Origin of the sequence: Enterococcus gilvus ATCC BAA-350 (assembly GCF_000407545.1) — a bacterium.
Taxonomy (GTDB): domain Bacteria; phylum Bacillota; class Bacilli; order Lactobacillales; family Enterococcaceae; genus Enterococcus_A; species Enterococcus_A gilvus.
In genome coordinates, this window is sequence record NZ_ASWH01000001.1 from 510,239 (window position 1) to 527,159 (window position 16,921).

The following is a 16,921-nucleotide window of genomic DNA, read 5'->3' on the forward strand; positions in this document are numbered from 1 at the left end:
TCGCTTTTTTTGTTTATTGTTTGGCTGTTTCTGCTTCTGTTTGTGCCATTTTCGCGGTGACGTGTTCATCAATGCGTAAGAAGGGCAAGTAGATGAAGACGCTGACGGCGATGATCAGTACTTGCAGGACAGAGGCACGCCAATCGCCGCCAGTTGCTAAGAAACCAGAGATGATCGGCGGGGTCGTCCAAGGGATCTGAACGACGACATGATTGATCAACCCAGCGGCAGTCGCAAAATAAGCAGTGACCAATGAGAAGATCGGTGCCAGGACAAATGGGATGATCAGACTTAGATTAAAGACGATCGGCAATCCGAAGATGATCGGCTCGCTTATATTGAAAATAGCTGGTGTCACAGACAGCTTCGCAAAGTCTTTGTAATCCTTCCGGCGACTGAAAATAAAGATCGCGATCAATAAAGCGATCGTATTTCCAGAACCGCCCATTACAGCAAAAGTATCTTTAAAGGCCATGTTGATGATGTGAGGGATCTCCTCTTTGTTTGCGTAAGCCGCCATATTTTCCTGCATGTTTTGCAGCAAGAACGGATCAAGCAATGAACCTGAGATCACGGCTTGGTGGATTCCGAAGCCGAAGAACAGATTCGCGATCGACGTGATCAAGACGAATCCCGGCAAACCAGTCGTTACATGACTCAATGGCCCTGTGATCGCTTTGGTGATCAGACCGTTTACGTCCATGTTGAACAATTGATTGACTGCAAAAGACAAAATCGCAAAGCCTGTGACCGTGATCATGATCGGGATCAGTACGTTGAAGGACTTCAAGACGGCTGGCGGAATATTTCCAGACAATTTGATCTGCAATTTTTCATTGGTGGACAACTTGATAAAGAGTTCTGTTGCCAATAACCCAACAAAGATCCCTACGAACATTCCAGATGCTCCGGTGTATGAACCTGGGATCACACCGGTCACTTCGATTGCTTTTGTCGCGTTTTCAGGCGTGAACATCATTTTCATCGGTGTCAACACCATAAATGTTGAGATGGATACTAAGACGGCTGCAATATGATTGGTATAATTTCTGCTGACACACATATGATAAGAAACTGCAGCGACGACCAATATCGTTGTGATACTCAATGTCCCGTTGGCGATAGACATCCCGATTTCCTGAACTTTCGTCAGGGTAGCGGGGTTGACGATTTTCCCCATAAATCCTGTCGGCTCTAAAATGACGTAGTTGATCAGCGTCACGAAGCCGGCGAGCATCATGAACGGCATAAATGTCGCAAAGGCGTCACGTAATGTCCTCATGTGGATCTGATTGCCCAATTTTGTCGCGATGATGCCAAAGCGTTCAAAAATTTGTTCCTTTTTGTTTTTGTTCTCCACGATAGATTCTCCTTTTTGTGTTTTTAATACTAGAGCAGGTTCTGACCCAGTACCCTTAGAAAAATTAGTGTAAGCACTTACCTTGATTAAATAATAAAACGGATTCACGTAAAAGTAAACAACTTTTTTTAAAAATATATACTTTTATCAAAATAGGCAGAAAAAAAGAGCTGAAAGACTCAGCTCTTCCGATTAGTTTTCCATAAATACGGCTTCAAAAATAAAGTCTTGATACAAATGGCGAGTGATTGAATATTCAAAAGGAGTGCCATTGGCTAAGGAAACACTTTTTTCAATCTCGATCATGAAGTCCCCAGCATTGATCCCTAAGATTTTCGCATCGAAGGCGTTTGCTAAAACCCCCTTCATCCATACATGAGAAGCATTGATCTCTAGATGGAGCTCGTCTCGGATATAGGAATAGACCGATTTTTTGAGATGCTTCGGTTCCAATCCCGGAATGATCGAAAGAGGCATGAAGGTTTGCTCCAAGGAATACGGCTTCTGATCCACAAAACGACTGCGGACGATGTTGTAGACATAGTCCTTTTCGCTCAACTGCAAGCTTTCCGCGACTTTTTTAGAAGGCAGCTCGATAGAAAATGTATGGATCTCTGAATCAACATGTTCTTCTCCTACGACGCTCATCAGGCCTTCACTAGGGCCAAAGACCTTTGAATTGTCGATTGGTTTGCGGAGCACTTCGGTGCCAAATCCGCTGCGACTATGGAGGACGCCTTCAGAGACGAGCATATCCAGGCCCTTTTTAACCGTCAGCTTGCTAGTGTCATAATGTTCAGCCAACTCAGTACCAGAAGGCAATTTTTCTCCGATCGCATAGGTCCCGTCCTCGACCTTGCGTTTTACATCTAAGTAGATTTCCATATATTTTGCGTTCTTTTTCATTTCAACCTCCTTGTTCCCATTAAAAGATATAAATAATTATATACTTTTATCGGGTTTACGCAATGCTTTTACGGCGAAAAGAATCCTTTTTGTGCAAAAGTATATATTTTTAATAAAAAATCTATTCCATTTTATTGTAAGCGATGTTATGATGAAATGGCATTCAACAAGAGGAGGATATTATGAAGACACAACACTTAACATTTCCAAAGGATTTTTGGTGGGGCTCCGCTTGGTCGGCTGAACAATCAGAAGGTCGTGGAGAAACAGGAAAAGCAGAAACTGTGTGGGAGCGCTGGTACAAAGAGCAGCCTTACCGCTTTTATCAAAGAATCAGTTCGGAAACGACGACGGATCATATCCATCGATACAAGGAAGACGTCCAGCTAATGAAACAGACGGGGCATAATTCCTTCCGTGTCTCGATCTCATGGGCGCGTATGTTTCCAGCGGATGGCGTTGGGGAAGTCAATCCCAAAGCGATCGCCTTTTACCGCGATCTATTCACAGAGATGACGACAAACGGCATCAAGGTTTTTGCGAACTTGTATCATTTTGATATGCCGGCAGCGCTGCAGGATAAGGGTGGCTGGGAATCACGAGAAGTCGTGGACGCCTATGTGCATTTTGCGGACACGTGCTTTAAAGAGTTCGGGGATCTGGTTTATCATTGGTTCACCTTTAACGAACCGTTGGGCCCCATTTTGGGTTCGTATTTAGAAGACTTTCATTATCCGAATATCATCGACTTCAAGCGCGGGGCGCAGGCTGCACATTTCACCATCTTAGCCCATGCCAAAGCGATCGCCGCTCATAAAAAGCATCAGCTAGATAGCAAGATCGGGGTCATCTTGAACTTAAGCCCTACGTTTCCTCGGAGTCAAAACCCAGCAGACGTGAAGGCCGCAGAGATTGCCGATCTGTTCCATGTACGCAGCTTTTTAGATCCAATGGTCAAAGGAATCTACCCAGAAAAACTGATCGCTCTTCTACGGGAATACGACCAGTTGCCTGCGGATTATACAGAAGAAGATCTAGACTGCATCAAAGAAAATACGGCTCAAATCTTAGGATTGAATTACTATGAGCCAAAACGCGTGAAGGCACGCTTGACCGCGATCAACCCAGAAGGACCGTTTTTACCAGACTGGTTCTTCGAAAACCATGTGATGCCGGGCCGTCGAATGAATGAATACCGCGGTTGGGAAATCTATGAAAAAGGCATCCATGATCTCTGTATGGATATCAAAGACAATTACGGCAATATCGAGGCCTTCATTTCTGAGAACGGCATGGGCGTTGCCAACGAAGAACGCTTCATGGATGAGCAAGGGCAAGTCATCGATGACTATCGGATCGAATACATTCAAGACCACTTAGCCTATCTATGGAAAGCAATCGAAGACGGCTGCAACATCAAGGGCTACCATTTGTGGACCTTCATTGACTGCTGGTCATGGATCAACGCCTATAAGAATCGCTATGGCCTAGTGTCGCTTGATCTGAAAACACAAAAACGCACCATCAAGAAAAGCGGCGAGTTTTATAAAAAACTCAGCGACGAAAACGGCTTTTCCTATGATGTGGATCGCTTAGTATAAATAGACAAACAAAACCAATCGCTGCCGATTGGTTTTTTTGCATCTTTTAGAAACAACTTATTTATGTGTGGTTATGGAGAAGTTACAATCTGTTATTCCAATTTCCCCAAACGTAAAAAGGACACATTTGATCTGTTGATAAGAGTTAGGTTCTTTGCTAATTCTTGGAGGTCATTTCAGCAATATCGCTATTTTAAGATTCTGCACTAATATAGTCGATAATAGTTCGAGCAATTATGAATAGTGGTATTTTAGAGTAGACCTTCAAATCATGGATTTCCATAATTTGTTCTGAGTGCCCGATAATTGAGATATCCGAATAATCTTCTAATTGAGTTGGAGATAGGCAGCAGCAAGTAACAAGTTTCGCTCCGATACGGTGAATGGTTTTTGCTGACTCTAGTAATTCTGGAGTGGAGTTTCTGACTGAAAAAATAATTGCCATATCCGTGCTTTTTACGATACGATGTGTTTTTTTCATCCACATCACATCCTTCACGATAATTGCGTTATATCCAAGTAGCTGAAGATACATTTGGAATTCCTCCGCAATAATCGCAGAAAATCCTCTAGCAAAAATAAAAATTCTCTGTGCCTCTTTTAAGTATTCAATTGTCTTTAGAATCGAAGTGGTTGGTATCAAATCAATTGTTTCCTTACACTCTCGAAATGATTTTTCTAAAATACTATTGACGATGAACGGAGAATCATTTCTCTTTTCATCAGACATCTGTTGAGATATTTTATGCCGAAGTTCTGAAATACCAGAAAACCCACATTTTTGAATCGTTCTTGAAACTGTTGGAGGAGAAGTAAAGGTCTTTTCAGCCAGTTGAGTAATTGATAATGAAGGAATAAGTTTCTCATTTTGATTTATAAAGTCAATTACTTGCTTTTCTGATTGTGACAAACTAGTGTACATGTTTCTGTTTAAATGAATAATCATATGATACCTCCTTGATTTACTCATGATATAAGTATAGGAAATAAGCTCGTTTATCTATTGTATCATGAAAAAATTTTCTGAATTATGAAGAATTCAGGATATTCTGAAAGACTTTTCAAAGAAACTGTGTAGTAATCTTTTTTTGAAAAGGCTATCATGATGTTAATTCAAACATACGGTTGTTTGTACAATTAAAATGTTTGGAAAACACTTTAGGAGGAACGATTGAAATGTATGTAACGCTAAAAGAGGTATTGAAAGAAGCAAATGACTTAAATATGGCTATTGGTGCATTCAACACTCATAACTTAGAAATGTTACCTGAAATGCTACGGGCAGCGGAACGCCAACATGTACCAATAATCATTCAGACTAGTTGTGGAACCGCCGGATATGTTGGACATAAAAATTTAGTAGCTATTTGTAAATCAATGTCCGATGAATACGGAATCGACGTGGTGCTCCATTTAGACCATGCGAAGGATTTTAATGAAATTAGAAAGGCTATTGACGCGGGTTATAGTTCAGTCATGTATGACGGCTCATCTCTTTCATTTAAAGAAAATATTTTAGGCACAAAACGCGTAGTTGAATATGCACGAAAAAATAGTGTAAGCGTGGAGGCGGAGTTAGGAATTGTTGGCGGAACTGAGGATGGCCTAGCGGTTAGTCAAGATGAAGTGAAATATACAGATCCAAAAGAAGCCGTTGAATTTGTAAAACAAACGGGTATTGATGCTCTTGCTGTTGCGATCGGAACGAATCACGGACAATATCAATCAAAAACAGATATCAGTTTCGATCAACTAAAAAGAATCAATGATGCTGTAGATATTCCACTTGTGATTCATGGCGGCACTGGCGTTAAAGATGAGGATGTCAAAAAGGTAATTGATTTAGGGATTCGGAAATTTAATGTTGGGACAGAATTGCTCGTAGGATGGAATAAAAGTTCAAAAGAGTGTTATGACAAAAATAAAGAGAACACGTCCAATCGGGATAATGTTGTCCCATGTTTGAAAACAATTGATGAGATTGTTCAGAGAAAAATTAAGCTATTTAAAAACAATTAGTTGGAGGAATCAATATGAAAGCAGGATTCTATGTTGGCAATTATGAATATGAGGTACGAGAAGTTCTAGATAGAGAACCAGAAAAAGATGAAGTGAAAATTAGAGTTGCCTGGTGTGGTCTTTGTGGAACGGATATTCATAAATTTCAAGGGAAAAACGGGGCAAGTGTTGTCATCCCTCCAATCATTTTAGGGCATGAGTGCTCGGGAATTGTAGAGTCTGTAGGACCAGAATGTGACTACTTTAAACCTGGAGATCGTGTAGCATGCGATCCTAGCTATGGATGCGGGAAATGTACGTGGTGTCAGCAAGGTTTTCCCAATTTCTGTTTAACACGCCATGGTGTGGCGAAAGGGTTTTCAGAGTATGTTTATCCACCAGAGCAAAATGTTTACCATATAGCAGATTCTTTGGATTTGGAAGATGCAGCATTTACTGAACCGTTGTCTTGTGTAATTCACGGGTTAGATCTACTTAAAATCGAGACTGGTAAAACGATCGTTATGTATGGGATGGGAGCTATCGGATCTCTGATGCTTCAATTAATCAAATATACTGGGGCAAGAAAAATCTTTGTTGTGGAACGAGAGGAGGAAAAACGAAAACTAGCCCTGGAATTAGGTGCGGATATCGCTGTATCCGATGCTGAAATCGAAAATTATAGTCAAGAGTATAATTTTGATTATGTGATCGAATGTATAGGTCTTCAAAGTACGATGGAACAGGCGATCCGGATTGCAGGTAAAAATGGGAAAGTTATGTTGTTTGGATTAGGAGATCCAGATCAGCCAGTCAGTTTCAATCAATTTGACGCTTATACAAAAGAGGTAAGTATTTATACTTCATTTTTGAATCCGCATACATCAGAAAGAGCCGTCAAATTATTAGAGAGTGGAATCATAGATACGAGAAAAATTATTAGTGCAGAGTTAAGTCTAGAGGAAATTGGTGATGAATTAAAGAAATTAGACTATTCGAGAAAAGGAAAAGTGATGATAAGGCTAAGTGGCGAACATTAAACTAAAACGAAAATGGAGGAATTGAAATGGTGTTTTCAGCAATATTAGTTGCTCTTTTAGCGACAATGGGACAGTGGTGGTTCTTTGGTCCTGTAACAAAATGTTTAGTTTATCCATTGACAACCGGAACATTGGTAGGTGTATTTTTGGGTGATCCCATGACAGGAATGTTGGCAGGTGCAAATATTCAATTAATTTATTTAGGTTACATTTCTGCAGGGGGAACAATGCCAAGCAATACGATTGTTGCAGGTATTTTCGGGACCGCAATGACCATTTTATCAGGTGCGGATGCTACGATGGCTGTGACGTTTGCTATTCCATTTAGTATGTTTGGATTGTTATTAAATAACATCTACATGACAGTTAACGCCGCATGGATTCACCAAGCGGATAAACTTTTAGAAAAGGGGAGTTTAAGGGGCGTTCGACTAATGAACTTTGTTCCTTCTTTCTGTGTGGCATTTGTGCTTTATGGAATCCCTGCATTCTTATTGGTTGTCTCTGGAAGTTCTTGGGCGAAGACGTTAATTGATGCTGTGCCAAAAGGTGTCATAAATTCGCTTGAGGTCGTGGGTGGAATAATGCCTGCACTTGGAATTGCAATGCTATTGAATTACTTGGGTAAGAAAAATCTTATTCCTTGGTTTTTTGCAGGTTTCTTCCTAACAGTTTATTCAGGAATCGGGTTGATGGCTATTTCAATCTTTTCAGCAATTATTGCTCTGCTGATTTATATGTACAGTCAAACAAATGAAAAAGCAGCACAACAAGAATCCGGTAAGAAAAAGCGTGTTAAACGATTATCCGTCGATAAGGGAGTAGAGACCACAGACGTTGTTTCTACAGCACCTAAAGGAACTGCTACAGCAGGGACGCCAATCGCAGATATTAACTATACTAAGAAGCTTTCTAAGAAAACGCTGATCAAGACTTGGCTATGGACAACGAGTTCAGAATCTTGCTATAACTACGAAAGACTCCAAGCATTAGGGATTGCCAATCTAATGATCACACCAATTCGTGAGTTGTATGATACAAACGAACGACGCGTAGAGGAACTAAAGAAATACATGGTCTTCTATAATTCTGAAGTATTCACGATCGGTCCCATTGTAAATGGTATTGCTTGTTCAATGGAAGAAGCGCGAGCAAACGATGAGGATGTTAGTGCGGAAGACATCAATGCAGTGAGAACAGGCCTAATGGGACCTGTAGCGGGTATTGGTGATACCGTCATGCAGGGAATTCTGTTTCCGATTTTGTTTGGTATCGGTTGTTCCTTAGCGTTAGAGGGAAGCTACTTAGGTCCGATTTTATCGTTCGTATTGTTTGAACTATTGATTTTTGGTTGCGGTTACTTTATGTTTATGTCAGGATATAAACATGGTAAAACGTCCTTATTGAAAATTTTGAAAAATGGAACAATCGATAAAATTATCAATTCTTTTAGTATCGTTGGCCTAATGGTGGTAGGAGCTATGGCAGCCTCTCGTGTTGCAATCAATACCCCTTTAGCCTTCAGTATTGGAGAAGGGACGACGAAATTACAGGAAGTGTTAGACTCGCTTGCTCCTGGGCTGATCCCATTGGGAATTACATTACTTGTTTTAGCAATGTTAAGAAAAAAAGTGAATACAATTTATATCATCATTGCTATCTTCGTCATTGGAATCTTGGGATACTTCACGGGCATCTTAGGGTACGCTGGTTAAAAAAGGAGAGTTAATATATGGTAAATCTTGTAGTGATAAGTCACGGGGATTTCTGCAATGGTTTAATGGAAACATTAAAAATGGTAGCAGGAAGTGATTTTGGAATAAAGGCAGTATCTCTAAAACCTGGCGAAACACCCGAAGTTTTTAGAGAGAAATTATCAAAAGTCCTTTCAGAAGTATGTGAAGCTGGGGAAAGTGAGACGATAGTTTTAGCTGATTTAGCAGGAGGAACACCCTATCAGAGTGCGCTCTATTTGGCAAAAGAGTTTAAAATTAGCGTAATTTCAGGTATGAATATGCCTATGCTGCTGACACTCGCGTTAGATAAAAATAGTGAAAAATCGATGGAAGAACTAGTGAATAATGCAATAACAGAAGATTCACTGGGGGTAAAAGTACAACTTTTTAAAGAAGGGGAGAGAAGAAAACGTGCAAAACTTAGTCTTAACAAGAATTGATGACAGATTGATCCATGGACAGGTAATGACTGCTTGGATAAAAAATAAAAAAGCGACTCAGGTCGTAATTGTGGATGATGGTACAGCAAATGATGAATACATGATTGAAGTTTTAGAAATGGCCATTCCAGAAGAGATCGCAATTGGTGTTTTCACGAAAGAAGACGGGGTTCGATTCTTTTCACAAGGATTAGATGAACCAACAATTTTATTAGTCAAAGGACCGCAGGCATTGAATTATTTAGTGGATCATGGCATTGAAATTGATGAAATTGATGTTGGCGGAATGGGAACTAGACCGGAACGTAGTGTTTTATACAAAAATATTTCTTCTAGTGAAGAAGAAAATGAGCAATTTAGAGCGTTGTTAAGCAAAAATGTAAACGTATTTATTCAAGTAATGCCGCAAGACAAACCGGTGAGTGTGGCAAAGTATCTGAATTAATTGGGGTGAAAAAGTTGGAAAATAAAGTAGTCGTCATTACTGGCGGAAGTAGCGGCATGGGTGCAGCGATGGCGAAAGCATTTGTGGAAAAAGGAGCCAAAGTCGCGCTCTTTGATTTGGATAATGTCAAAGCTGAAGACGTCTTGAACAGTGTTTCTGAGAAAGCCAACCTGATATTTTGCAAAGTAGATGTCACCGATAAACAACAGATTCAAACGGCCTCTGAAAGTGTAGAGAAAACTTTTGGTCCAATAACATCCTGGGTTAATTCTGCTGGATTCTCCAAAATGTCTCCTTTTTTGGAAAGTGATGAAAAAATGTGGGATGCGACAATGAATGTCAATCTAAAAGCAGTCTATCTGTGCAGTCAAGTGGCTATAGAGAGAATGTTAAAAAACGGCGGTGGAGAGATCATCAATATGTCCTCCCTATCTGGAAAAAAAGCGAGCTCATGGCAAACAATTTATTGTGCTAGCAAATTTGGTGTTCAAGGCTTGTCTCAAGCAATCGCAAAAGAATTCGCTGATCAAAATATAAGAGTCAATACGATTTGTCCAGGGATTGTTGAAACAGAAATGTGGGATAAGTTGAAATATGAATATGCACTAAAACGAAATATGAATCCGGACGATGTTATGGACTATTTCAAAAGGAATATTCCTATGCATCGATTAGTGGAGATAAAAGATGTTGTTAATGCAGCGGAGTTTTTATTAACGGATAACTCAAGTTATTTAACTGGGCAGTCAATCAATTTAGTTGGTGGAGAGTGGATGGATTAAGACGAATGTCTTAGGAGGATGGAAAAATGGAATCGCTTGATTTCAGCGGTAGAGAACAACTGTACTATCAATTGTATAATATACTTTTTAAAAGCATAACTGACGGCGTATATAGAGAAGGTGAGTGTATCCCTTCAGAAAATGAGCTAGTGAATAGGTACCATGTGAGTCGAATGACTGCTAGAAAATCAATGGAAATGCTTGTTAGTCAAGGCATGGTAGTGAAAAAAAGAGGGATAGGTACAGTTGTTGTTTCAAGTCATCCAAACAGTTCACCACAAAAACTAGTAAGTTATTCCAAAAAAACGACGGAAGACAAATTATCTACTTACAAAGAGGTGACTTCTCTTGAAACAGTTGCGGCGTCCAAAGAGGTTGCAGTTTCTTTGCAAATAGAAAAAGCTGCAACGGTCATTAGACTACGTCGTGTCTGTATGACAGACGAAACACCATTGTTTTTAGAGACGCACTATTTTGAACAAGCAGCTTTTCCTGATCTCGCTAACCATGATTTTTCTAAGGAATCATTAAGAGCGTATTTGACAAATTCTTGCTATGTTAATTGGGCTCATGCGAAACAACAGGTATTTTCAATTATTGCAGATCCTGAAAGTGCAAAATTATTGAATATTAAATCAGGTGCTCCGTTACTCCATGTAAAACGAATTTCATATGATACACAAGACATGCCAAGAGAATATGTAGAGACCTCTTATCGAAGTGATAAATATCATATCGAGATCAAATTAGCCATATAAAGGGTGAAAGGATGAAACGTACACTAATTTTACTAGCAGGTTATCCCGGTACTGGAAAAACATATTTAGGAAACATAATTATTTCCCGATTTCCAACATTCCAACTTTTATCACCTGATGAAATAAAAGAAAAAAATTGGGATCAATATGGGTTTGATAACGAACATGAGAAAGAATTTCTTATTCAAAAGAGCTGGGCACAATATTATGACTCGATGAAACTTCTTTTTTCAAAAGGAAAACAAGTTATGAGTGATTATCCTTTTAGTGATAAGCAAAAAGAGACGATTAAATCAATTTGTAAAGACTATGGTTATCAGGTTATCACGTTGCGATTGGTTGGAGACATTCCAGTATTGTTTGAACGGCAAAAAACTCGAGATTTAGACAAAAGTAGACATCTTGGGCATATTTTATCTTCTTATCATTATCCTCAACAGATGACAAAAAGAGAGGATGCCGACAGCTTATTGGATTTTAAAGAATTTGAGAATCGTTGTTTAGGTCGAGGATACGGGAAATTTTCTATGGGCTATTTGTATGAGATAGATGTTTCGGATTTTTCCAAAATTGATTACGAGGAAATCCTGACGTTTATTTCTGAGAAAATAAAAGATTGAAAAAGATTTTTTTCTCAAGAGTAACTATGTTTTTCATGTTTCAATAATTTAAGCTAGTTTGTTAAGACGTCAACTTAATATGAAAAGAAAACCCTATAAAGTAGATTGCTCTTTCTATTTTATAGGGTTTTTAATTAAATTTGTAATTAAGGGATAATGAATTAAATACGGCATCATCAATAACGCTGTTTTTGACGAGCATATTCCTTTTCGGGAGTCCTTCAATCAATCATTTTGTAAACACTAGAAGATTACAAAACTTATTTTATCTACTTAAATTGTACTGAGTTAAAATTAGGGGATACTTTCTAATTAAAATTCAGTGAAGATACATTTAAACTGCTTATTGGCAAGGGTTTCTGAGAAGTGTATTTTTTGTTGGAATTTGTTTTTTCGCAGATGGAAAAGATTGCTCTGAGGGTAAGACTCCGATAAAATTTGAGCTAGAAAGATACAGGAGGAAAACCAATGACCCAAAAACTATTAGCCATCGATATCGGCGGCTCGTCCGTGAAAGCTGGAATATGGGAACAGGAACAATTGACGGAGCTGCCCAGCTTTGCTACCCCGAAAACATGGGAAGAAATGAAAGCGTATTTAAAATCGTTGGTGGAAGACTATGAGATCAGCGAGGGCGTCGCGATCAGTGCTCCGGGAGCAGTGGATGCAGACGAGGGTGTCATCTATGGAGTGAGTGCGGTGGCGTATCTCCATCGCTTTCCGATAAAAAAAGAATTGGCAGCCTTTTTAGGAATGCCTGTCTCCTTTCAAAACGATGCCAATTGTGCCGCATTAGCTGAAATCTGGCAAGGCAATGGGAAAGGGCTGGAATCGGTCGCATTGATGATCATCGGCACGGGGATCGGCGGCGGTATCGCATTGAATGGAAAGCTGCGAACAGGCGCACATTTGTTTGGCGGCGAATTTGGCTATCAGATACTGAACTACGATACGTTGGAGACCTTGAGCGAGTTAGGGAGCCCTGTGATGATGGCGAAACGTTACTCGAAAATCAAAGCAGACGGCAAAAAGTATACCAGCAAAGATGTTTTTGAGTTCGCAGCAGCGGGAGAAGCGTTGGCACAAGAACAAATCGAGCGCTTTTATCAAGCGATAAGCATGGGCATCTATAACGTGTTGATTTCGTTAGACCCTGACCGTGTGCTGGTCGGCGGCGGCATTTCAACACGGGACGATTTATTGCCGAACCTCGAAGAACGCGTACAGCACTTATTGACAAAAAATGGCGCGAAGGAATTATCAGCCGACATTATGCCCTGTAAGTTTTTGGATCAAGCCAATTTGATTGGGGCGATCTATCAGTTCTTGACTGAGCAAGCGTGAGGTCGATTATTTCTCCTGAAAGCATTCAAAAATTATACTTACGGTAGTATAATAGGAGTGTGAGGTGATTCATAATGGAAGTGAAAAATAAACATAATGAAAAGAAGAAAGTGCAGGTCAATATTGATAAAGAACTAGCACAAGAAGTAGAAATTGTTTTAGAGGATTTAGGAATGAATCCAACAGTACTGATCACAGCATTATACAAAAGAGTCGCTGCACAAGGCGAAGTGCCCTTTTCACTTGCATTGACTGAACGGGAAAAAGCCAAAAACCGACTAGCCAAGGCTGTAGACAAAGTGCCGACAAAACAGTTACGTAGTATGGGCGAAATAGCCAATTGGTTGGACGATGATGATTAGACAAAATGATGTACTCATCCTATACATACCCTTTAACGATGCTGCTGGAAGAGGGAAGATGCGTCCCGCACTCTTTGTGCAACGGACGCACTCAGGAGTGAAAGTATTTCGGATCACTTCGAAATACGCGACGAAATCAGCTAAAATTCAGAAACGATATTACAAGATCAAAGACTGGAAAGAAGCGGGGCTAAACAAGCCGTCGTGGATAGATATTGGCGAGTCAGCAAGTTTTGATCTGGAAAATTTTAGCCCAAAGAAAATCGGGACATTATCCACAAATGATATAAACTCGTTGGCAGAATTCATCGAAAAGTATACTGGTTGAAAACAAGTGCGCGGAAAATTTTTTCTGGGCGCTTGTTTATTGTTTTGTGCGACTCCTTTTTTGTTTATGTTTTGAAAAATTTGGCAGAAAAAGAGATAATGGCAAAAGTATGTCAGCTTTAGAAAGCGAGTGTTTGTTTGATGAAGGAATTAGAGTTAGCAAAAACGGCGTTAGTTGTGATCGATCTGCAAAAAGGCATTATGGGGACTGGCGAGCTGCAGCCGTACTCTGCGTCAGAGGTAGTAGAAAAAAACAATCAATTAGCCGCAGCGTTGAAAAATACGGCCGGCTGGGTGACCCTCGTGACTGTCGATCCCACCACGATGCAGCTATTGAACCCTGAAGGCAGCGGGAAGACCTACGCGGATATTCCGTCTGTATTTACAGAGTCTGTAATGCCGATCGCGCAGGATGCGGATGCGAAAAATGTTCTTAAGATCATGAAGCATAATCCAGGCGCCTTCTTTGGGACCGATTTGGATGTGCAACTGCGGCGGCGAAAGGTGGATACGATCCTGCTGACTGGCGTAGCCACGACGAATGGCGTGTATGCGACAGCTTTGGATGCCTACCAACACGGTTACAACGTCATCATCGTAGAAGATGCCTGCGCCGATCGCGACGCGGAGCTGCATCGCATCTTTTTTGATAAATTATTTGTGAAGCTAGGACAAGTCGCTTCGACAGCAGATGTGCTGAAGGCGATGAAGTAAAGCAAAAACGTGAGCGATAATCGCCCACGTTTTTTTAATTTTGCGAATAAAATAAAACCTCTTCTGGAAAAGCGCTACGCTCTTCGTCAGTCAACGGCCGTTCCATCAGTACCATATCGATCGTTTGGAATTCCGAGAAGGTATACAGCCCTTGATTCCCAAGTTTTGAACTGTCGCAGAGGATCAGACTCTTCTTGCTATGGGTGATCACACTGCTTTTGATCTCCAACTCTTGGTAAGAGCGAATGGTGGGACCGGTTTTCGAGAACCCGTCACAGCCCAGAAAAGCGAGGTCCAGATTCACTGTTTGCAACGCGTGTAATGTCCAAGCACCCACGTAAGAGTTGCTCTTTTTTCGGAACTGCCCACCTGTCAACAGAACCTGATTATCAGAAGTTGCCAATATTTGGCTGATCTGCAGGGAGTTCGTGACGATCGTCAAATCATCCCGCATCACTAATAATTTTGCCAATTGTAAAACAGTGGTGCTTGTATCTAAATAGAGCGACGCGTTTTGCGGAATAAAGTCTAAGGCTTTTTCTGCGATCGCGTTTTTTTCGTTTAATTGTCGTTTTTCTTTGACGGAAAATTCACTTTCTAAAAATGGCTTCGTCAGCGTGACCGATCCGTGTTTTTTGGCTAGTAGATTTTTTTCTTGGAGAAAGCTGACGTCTTTTCGAATCGTTTCTGTTGTGACGTGAAAGGTTTCGGCCAGCTCATTGATAGAGACCTCTTTTTTATTCATGACTTCGTGGAGAATTTTGTTTCTCCGTTCTTCACTGGTTACGCGCATATGATCCCTCCTGGAAAAAGTATAGCATATAAATCTTTGAATTTCCGTCAAAACCAATTATTTTTTTTGGTTTCTATTGATAAAACAAAAAATGTATGTATAATTTGATTTGTGAGAGAAAACAAAATCGAAAGGTTGGTTTTTGATAGAAAAACAAATAGTAAAAATTTTACCCTTCTTTGAAGCACGAATGTGGGGCGGCGAACGAATGGTGAAGACGTTTCATTATCAAACGGATATTTTCCCAATCGGCGAAGTATACAATGTGGTTGCATTGCCTGGAGGAGCGGACTGTTCTGTAGCGGGGACGGATCTGACATTGTCTCAGCTATACAAACAATGTCCAGATTGGTTTGATTGTGAGACGGAAGAGCTGCCGATTCGCGTCAATTTGCTAGACCCTCTGGCAGATTTGTCGATTCAGCTTCATCCAGATGATGCGTATGCATGGGCACATGATCATTCGCGTGGAAAACCGGAGGCATGGGTAATCCTAGATACGCCGGCAGATGGCAAGATCGAGTTTGGACACCACGCGAAAATCAAAGAAGAATTTGCGCAGTGGGCACAAGAAGGCGACTGGGGAAAGCTGTTGAAATACCTGCCGGCCAAGAAGGATCATTTTATCGACATCCCTGCAGGTACACTCCATGCGATCAATCGCGATGTGCTGACGTACAATATTTCCCGCAATGCCGATTTGACCTATCGATTGTTCGATTATGACTGAGTAGACCCGAATACAGGGGCAAAAAGGGAGCTGCACATCGAGAAGGTACTAGACAATGTGCTGGTTCCTGATACGTCAGAAGGCTTTGTCTGGGTAGCGCCTTATGAAAAAATGGGCTGTGAGATCACTGATTATTGGGACGAGGCAGGACTCTACAGTTTGAGTCGAATCAAAACAAAGGATCAAGGAAACTACGGTCTGGATCGTTTCGCCTTCATTACTGTAGTGGATGGTGTGGGCACGGTGAACGACGTAGCAGTCTCAAAAGGGGAAACGATCTTAGTGCCTGCAGGGATCGATCAATTGAACATTGCTGGAACACTGGATTTGTTTGCGGCGAGCTATAGAAATGGAGGCGAATAACATGGAAACCAAAGAGGTCGCGTATACCGCGGCAATGGAGCTGGCGGGCACGTTGAAAAAAGTCGATCAACGTCAGATGGATCGATTGGTTGAGGCCATCAGTCAGGCGAAGCGGATTTTTGTCTCAGGCGCGGGCCGCTCGTTATTGATGCTAAAGGGATTCGCGATGCGATTGATGCACTTGGGCTATGAAGTCTATGTCGTGGGAGAAGTGACGACGCCGGCTTTCTTGCCTGAGGATCTTTTGATTCTTGCCAGTGCTTCGGGGGAGACGTCTTCGTTGGTCCAAACAGCGAAGAAAGCGCGCGAAATCGGCGGAGATATCATCAGCTTCACGATTTTTCCAGAGTCAACGCTGGCACGGTTATCTACGGGTGTGGTCAAGATCTCCGCATATACTGATAAGCGCCCAGAGAGCGAAACAAATCAAAAAGGCATTCTCCCAGGAGGCAGTATGTTTGAAGAAGCGGTCTTATTATTGGCCGATTCTTTGATCGTTGAATTAGCGTTAGAACAAAAAATACCAACGGATCGGGCGTTTGAAAAGCACGCGAATCTAGAGTAGGCAGTCTCGTTGGTGATATGAAAATAAGAAACCGGTC

Annotated in this window: 20 protein-coding genes; 16 read left to right on the forward strand and 4 right to left on the reverse strand. The window is 41.0% G+C overall.

The features are described from left to right. Positions 1-13: 13 nt before the first annotated feature. Positions 14-1,360, reverse strand: a complete 1,347-nt coding sequence (locus I592_RS02385) for a PTS sugar transporter subunit IIC (protein WP_044926008.1) — start codon at positions 1,358-1,360, stop codon at positions 14-16. A gap of 192 nt (positions 1,361-1,552) precedes the next feature. After that, complete coding sequence (locus tag I592_RS02390) at positions 1,553-2,266, reverse strand: GntR family transcriptional regulator (protein WP_010781823.1); 714 nt, start codon at positions 2,264-2,266, stop codon at positions 1,553-1,555. Between the two features lie 182 nt (positions 2,267-2,448). Here I592_RS02390 and I592_RS02395 point away from each other — a divergent pair, with 182 nt between their 5' ends. Further along, positions 2,449-3,867, forward strand: a complete 1,419-nt coding sequence (locus I592_RS02395) for a glycoside hydrolase family 1 protein (RefSeq protein WP_010781822.1) — start codon at positions 2,449-2,451, stop codon at positions 3,865-3,867. A gap of 193 nt (positions 3,868-4,060) precedes the next feature. Here I592_RS02395 and I592_RS02400 read toward each other — a convergent pair whose 3' ends face one another. Then, positions 4,061-4,813 carry a MurR/RpiR family transcriptional regulator gene (locus I592_RS02400; protein ID WP_010781821.1) on the reverse strand — a complete coding sequence of 251 codons (753 nt, stop codon included), beginning with the start codon at positions 4,811-4,813 and terminating at the stop codon, positions 4,061-4,063. A 230-nt stretch (positions 4,814-5,043) separates the two neighbouring features. On the opposite strand from I592_RS02400, the gene I592_RS02405 reads away from it, so the two are divergent. The 12 genes from I592_RS02405 (at position 5,044) to I592_RS02460 (ending at position 14,433) form a co-directional block, all read left to right on the forward strand. Beyond that, positions 5,044-5,886, forward strand: coding sequence for a class II fructose-bisphosphate aldolase (locus I592_RS02405; protein WP_010781820.1), 843 nt, complete (start codon positions 5,044-5,046; stop codon positions 5,884-5,886). Between the two features lie 14 nt (positions 5,887-5,900). Then, positions 5,901-6,905 carry a zinc-dependent alcohol dehydrogenase family protein gene (locus tag I592_RS02410; protein ID WP_010781819.1) on the forward strand — a complete coding sequence of 335 codons (1,005 nt, stop codon included), beginning with the start codon at positions 5,901-5,903 and terminating at the stop codon, positions 6,903-6,905. 26 nt (positions 6,906-6,931) lie between these two features. After that, the gene (locus I592_RS02415; RefSeq protein ID WP_010781818.1) at positions 6,932-8,620 is read left to right on the forward strand and encodes a PTS system mannose/fructose/sorbose family transporter subunit IID; all 1,689 of its coding nucleotides are present in this window, start codon (positions 6,932-6,934) and stop codon (positions 8,618-8,620) included. A gap of 17 nt (positions 8,621-8,637) precedes the next feature. Beyond that, complete coding sequence (locus I592_RS02420; protein ID WP_010781817.1) at positions 8,638-9,081, forward strand: PTS sugar transporter subunit IIA; 444 nt, start codon at positions 8,638-8,640, stop codon at positions 9,079-9,081. Continuing rightward, positions 9,053-9,526: a PTS sugar transporter subunit IIB gene (locus tag I592_RS02425; protein ID WP_010781816.1), complete on the forward strand. Its 474-nt coding sequence runs from the start codon at positions 9,053-9,055 to the stop codon at positions 9,524-9,526. Before I592_RS02420 ends, I592_RS02425 begins: the two co-directional genes overlap by 29 nt. 5 nt (positions 9,527-9,531) lie before the next feature. Then, positions 9,532-10,308 (forward strand): SDR family NAD(P)-dependent oxidoreductase, encoded by a 777-nt coding sequence (locus tag I592_RS02430; protein WP_244265147.1) that lies wholly within the window; start codon positions 9,532-9,534, stop codon positions 10,306-10,308. Between the two features lie 26 nt (positions 10,309-10,334). Continuing rightward, entirely contained in the window at positions 10,335-11,066 is a 732-nt protein-coding gene (locus I592_RS02435; protein WP_010781814.1) for a GntR family transcriptional regulator, read from the forward strand. An 11-nt stretch (positions 11,067-11,077) separates the two neighbouring features. Next, positions 11,078-11,686 (forward strand): P-loop nucleotide/nucleoside kinase family protein, encoded by a 609-nt coding sequence (locus I592_RS02440; protein ID WP_010781813.1) that lies wholly within the window; start codon positions 11,078-11,080, stop codon positions 11,684-11,686. A gap of 468 nt (positions 11,687-12,154) precedes the next feature. Continuing rightward, the gene (locus I592_RS02445) at positions 12,155-13,030 is read left to right on the forward strand and encodes an ROK family protein (RefSeq protein WP_010781812.1); all 876 of its coding nucleotides are present in this window, start codon (positions 12,155-12,157) and stop codon (positions 13,028-13,030) included. Positions 13,031-13,104: 74 nt separating this feature from the next. Further along, positions 13,105-13,392 carry a type II toxin-antitoxin system RelB/DinJ family antitoxin gene (locus I592_RS02450; protein WP_010781811.1) on the forward strand — a complete coding sequence of 96 codons (288 nt, stop codon included), beginning with the start codon at positions 13,105-13,107 and terminating at the stop codon, positions 13,390-13,392. Continuing rightward, complete coding sequence (locus tag I592_RS02455) at positions 13,382-13,720, forward strand: type II toxin-antitoxin system PemK/MazF family toxin (RefSeq protein ID WP_139243540.1); 339 nt, start codon at positions 13,382-13,384, stop codon at positions 13,718-13,720. Before I592_RS02450 ends, I592_RS02455 begins: the two co-directional genes overlap by 11 nt. Positions 13,721-13,860: 140 nt before the next feature. Beyond that, the gene (locus I592_RS02460) at positions 13,861-14,433 is read left to right on the forward strand and encodes an isochorismatase family protein (protein ID WP_010781809.1); all 573 of its coding nucleotides are present in this window, start codon (positions 13,861-13,863) and stop codon (positions 14,431-14,433) included. A gap of 34 nt (positions 14,434-14,467) precedes the next feature. Here the strand turns inward: I592_RS02460 and I592_RS02465 are convergent, their stop codons facing one another. Next, positions 14,468-15,226 carry a DeoR/GlpR family DNA-binding transcription regulator gene (locus I592_RS02465; protein ID WP_010781808.1) on the reverse strand — a complete coding sequence of 253 codons (759 nt, stop codon included), beginning with the start codon at positions 15,224-15,226 and terminating at the stop codon, positions 14,468-14,470. A gap of 142 nt (positions 15,227-15,368) precedes the next feature. On the opposite strand from I592_RS02465, the gene I592_RS21910 reads away from it, so the two are divergent. Genes I592_RS21910 through hxlB form a run of 3 tightly spaced genes read left to right on the forward strand, consistent with a single transcriptional unit; the run spans position 15,369 to position 16,884 of the window. After that, positions 15,369-15,956, forward strand: a complete 588-nt coding sequence (locus tag I592_RS21910; RefSeq protein WP_010781807.1) for a class I mannose-6-phosphate isomerase — start codon at positions 15,369-15,371, stop codon at positions 15,954-15,956. Positions 15,957-16,013: 57 nt separating this feature from the next. Continuing rightward, positions 16,014-16,319 (forward strand): hypothetical protein, encoded by a 306-nt coding sequence (locus I592_RS21915; protein WP_010781806.1) that lies wholly within the window; start codon positions 16,014-16,016, stop codon positions 16,317-16,319. A gap of 1 nt (position 16,320) precedes the next feature. Then, positions 16,321-16,884 carry a 6-phospho-3-hexuloisomerase gene (gene hxlB, locus I592_RS02475; RefSeq protein WP_010781805.1) on the forward strand — a complete coding sequence of 188 codons (564 nt, stop codon included), beginning with the start codon at positions 16,321-16,323 and terminating at the stop codon, positions 16,882-16,884. Positions 16,885-16,921: the final 37 nt, after the last annotated feature.

Bases quoted from the DNA above. Each gene is read 5' to 3' on its own strand.
- I592_RS02415 (WP_010781818.1), top strand. From the start codon at position 6,932: ATGGTGTTTTCAGCAATATTAGTTGCTCTTTTAGCGACAATGGGACAG.
- I592_RS02400 (WP_010781821.1), bottom strand. From the start codon at position 4,813: ATGATTATTCATTTAAACAGAAACATGTACACTAGTTTGTCACAATCA.
- I592_RS02440 (WP_010781813.1), top strand. From the start codon at position 11,078: ATGAAACGTACACTAATTTTACTAGCAGGTTATCCCGGTACTGGAAAA.
- I592_RS02410 (WP_010781819.1), top strand. From the start codon at position 5,901: ATGAAAGCAGGATTCTATGTTGGCAATTATGAATATGAGGTACGAGAA.
- I592_RS02445 (WP_010781812.1), top strand. From the start codon at position 12,155: ATGACCCAAAAACTATTAGCCATCGATATCGGCGGCTCGTCCGTGAAA.
- I592_RS02405 (WP_010781820.1), top strand. From the start codon at position 5,044: ATGTATGTAACGCTAAAAGAGGTATTGAAAGAAGCAAATGACTTAAAT.
- I592_RS02455 (WP_139243540.1), top strand. From the start codon at position 13,382: ATGATGATTAGACAAAATGATGTACTCATCCTATACATACCCTTTAAC.
- I592_RS02460 (WP_010781809.1), top strand. From the start codon at position 13,861: ATGAAGGAATTAGAGTTAGCAAAAACGGCGTTAGTTGTGATCGATCTG.
- I592_RS02390 (WP_010781823.1), bottom strand. From the start codon at position 2,266: ATGAAAAAGAACGCAAAATATATGGAAATCTACTTAGATGTAAAACGC.
- I592_RS02395 (WP_010781822.1), top strand. From the start codon at position 2,449: ATGAAGACACAACACTTAACATTTCCAAAGGATTTTTGGTGGGGCTCC.
- I592_RS02435 (WP_010781814.1), top strand. From the start codon at position 10,335: ATGGAATCGCTTGATTTCAGCGGTAGAGAACAACTGTACTATCAATTG.
- hxlB (WP_010781805.1), top strand. From the start codon at position 16,321: ATGGAAACCAAAGAGGTCGCGTATACCGCGGCAATGGAGCTGGCGGGC.
- I592_RS02465 (WP_010781808.1), bottom strand. From the start codon at position 15,226: ATGCGCGTAACCAGTGAAGAACGGAGAAACAAAATTCTCCACGAAGTC.
- I592_RS02450 (WP_010781811.1), top strand. From the start codon at position 13,105: ATGGAAGTGAAAAATAAACATAATGAAAAGAAGAAAGTGCAGGTCAAT.
- I592_RS02420 (WP_010781817.1), top strand. From the start codon at position 8,638: ATGGTAAATCTTGTAGTGATAAGTCACGGGGATTTCTGCAATGGTTTA.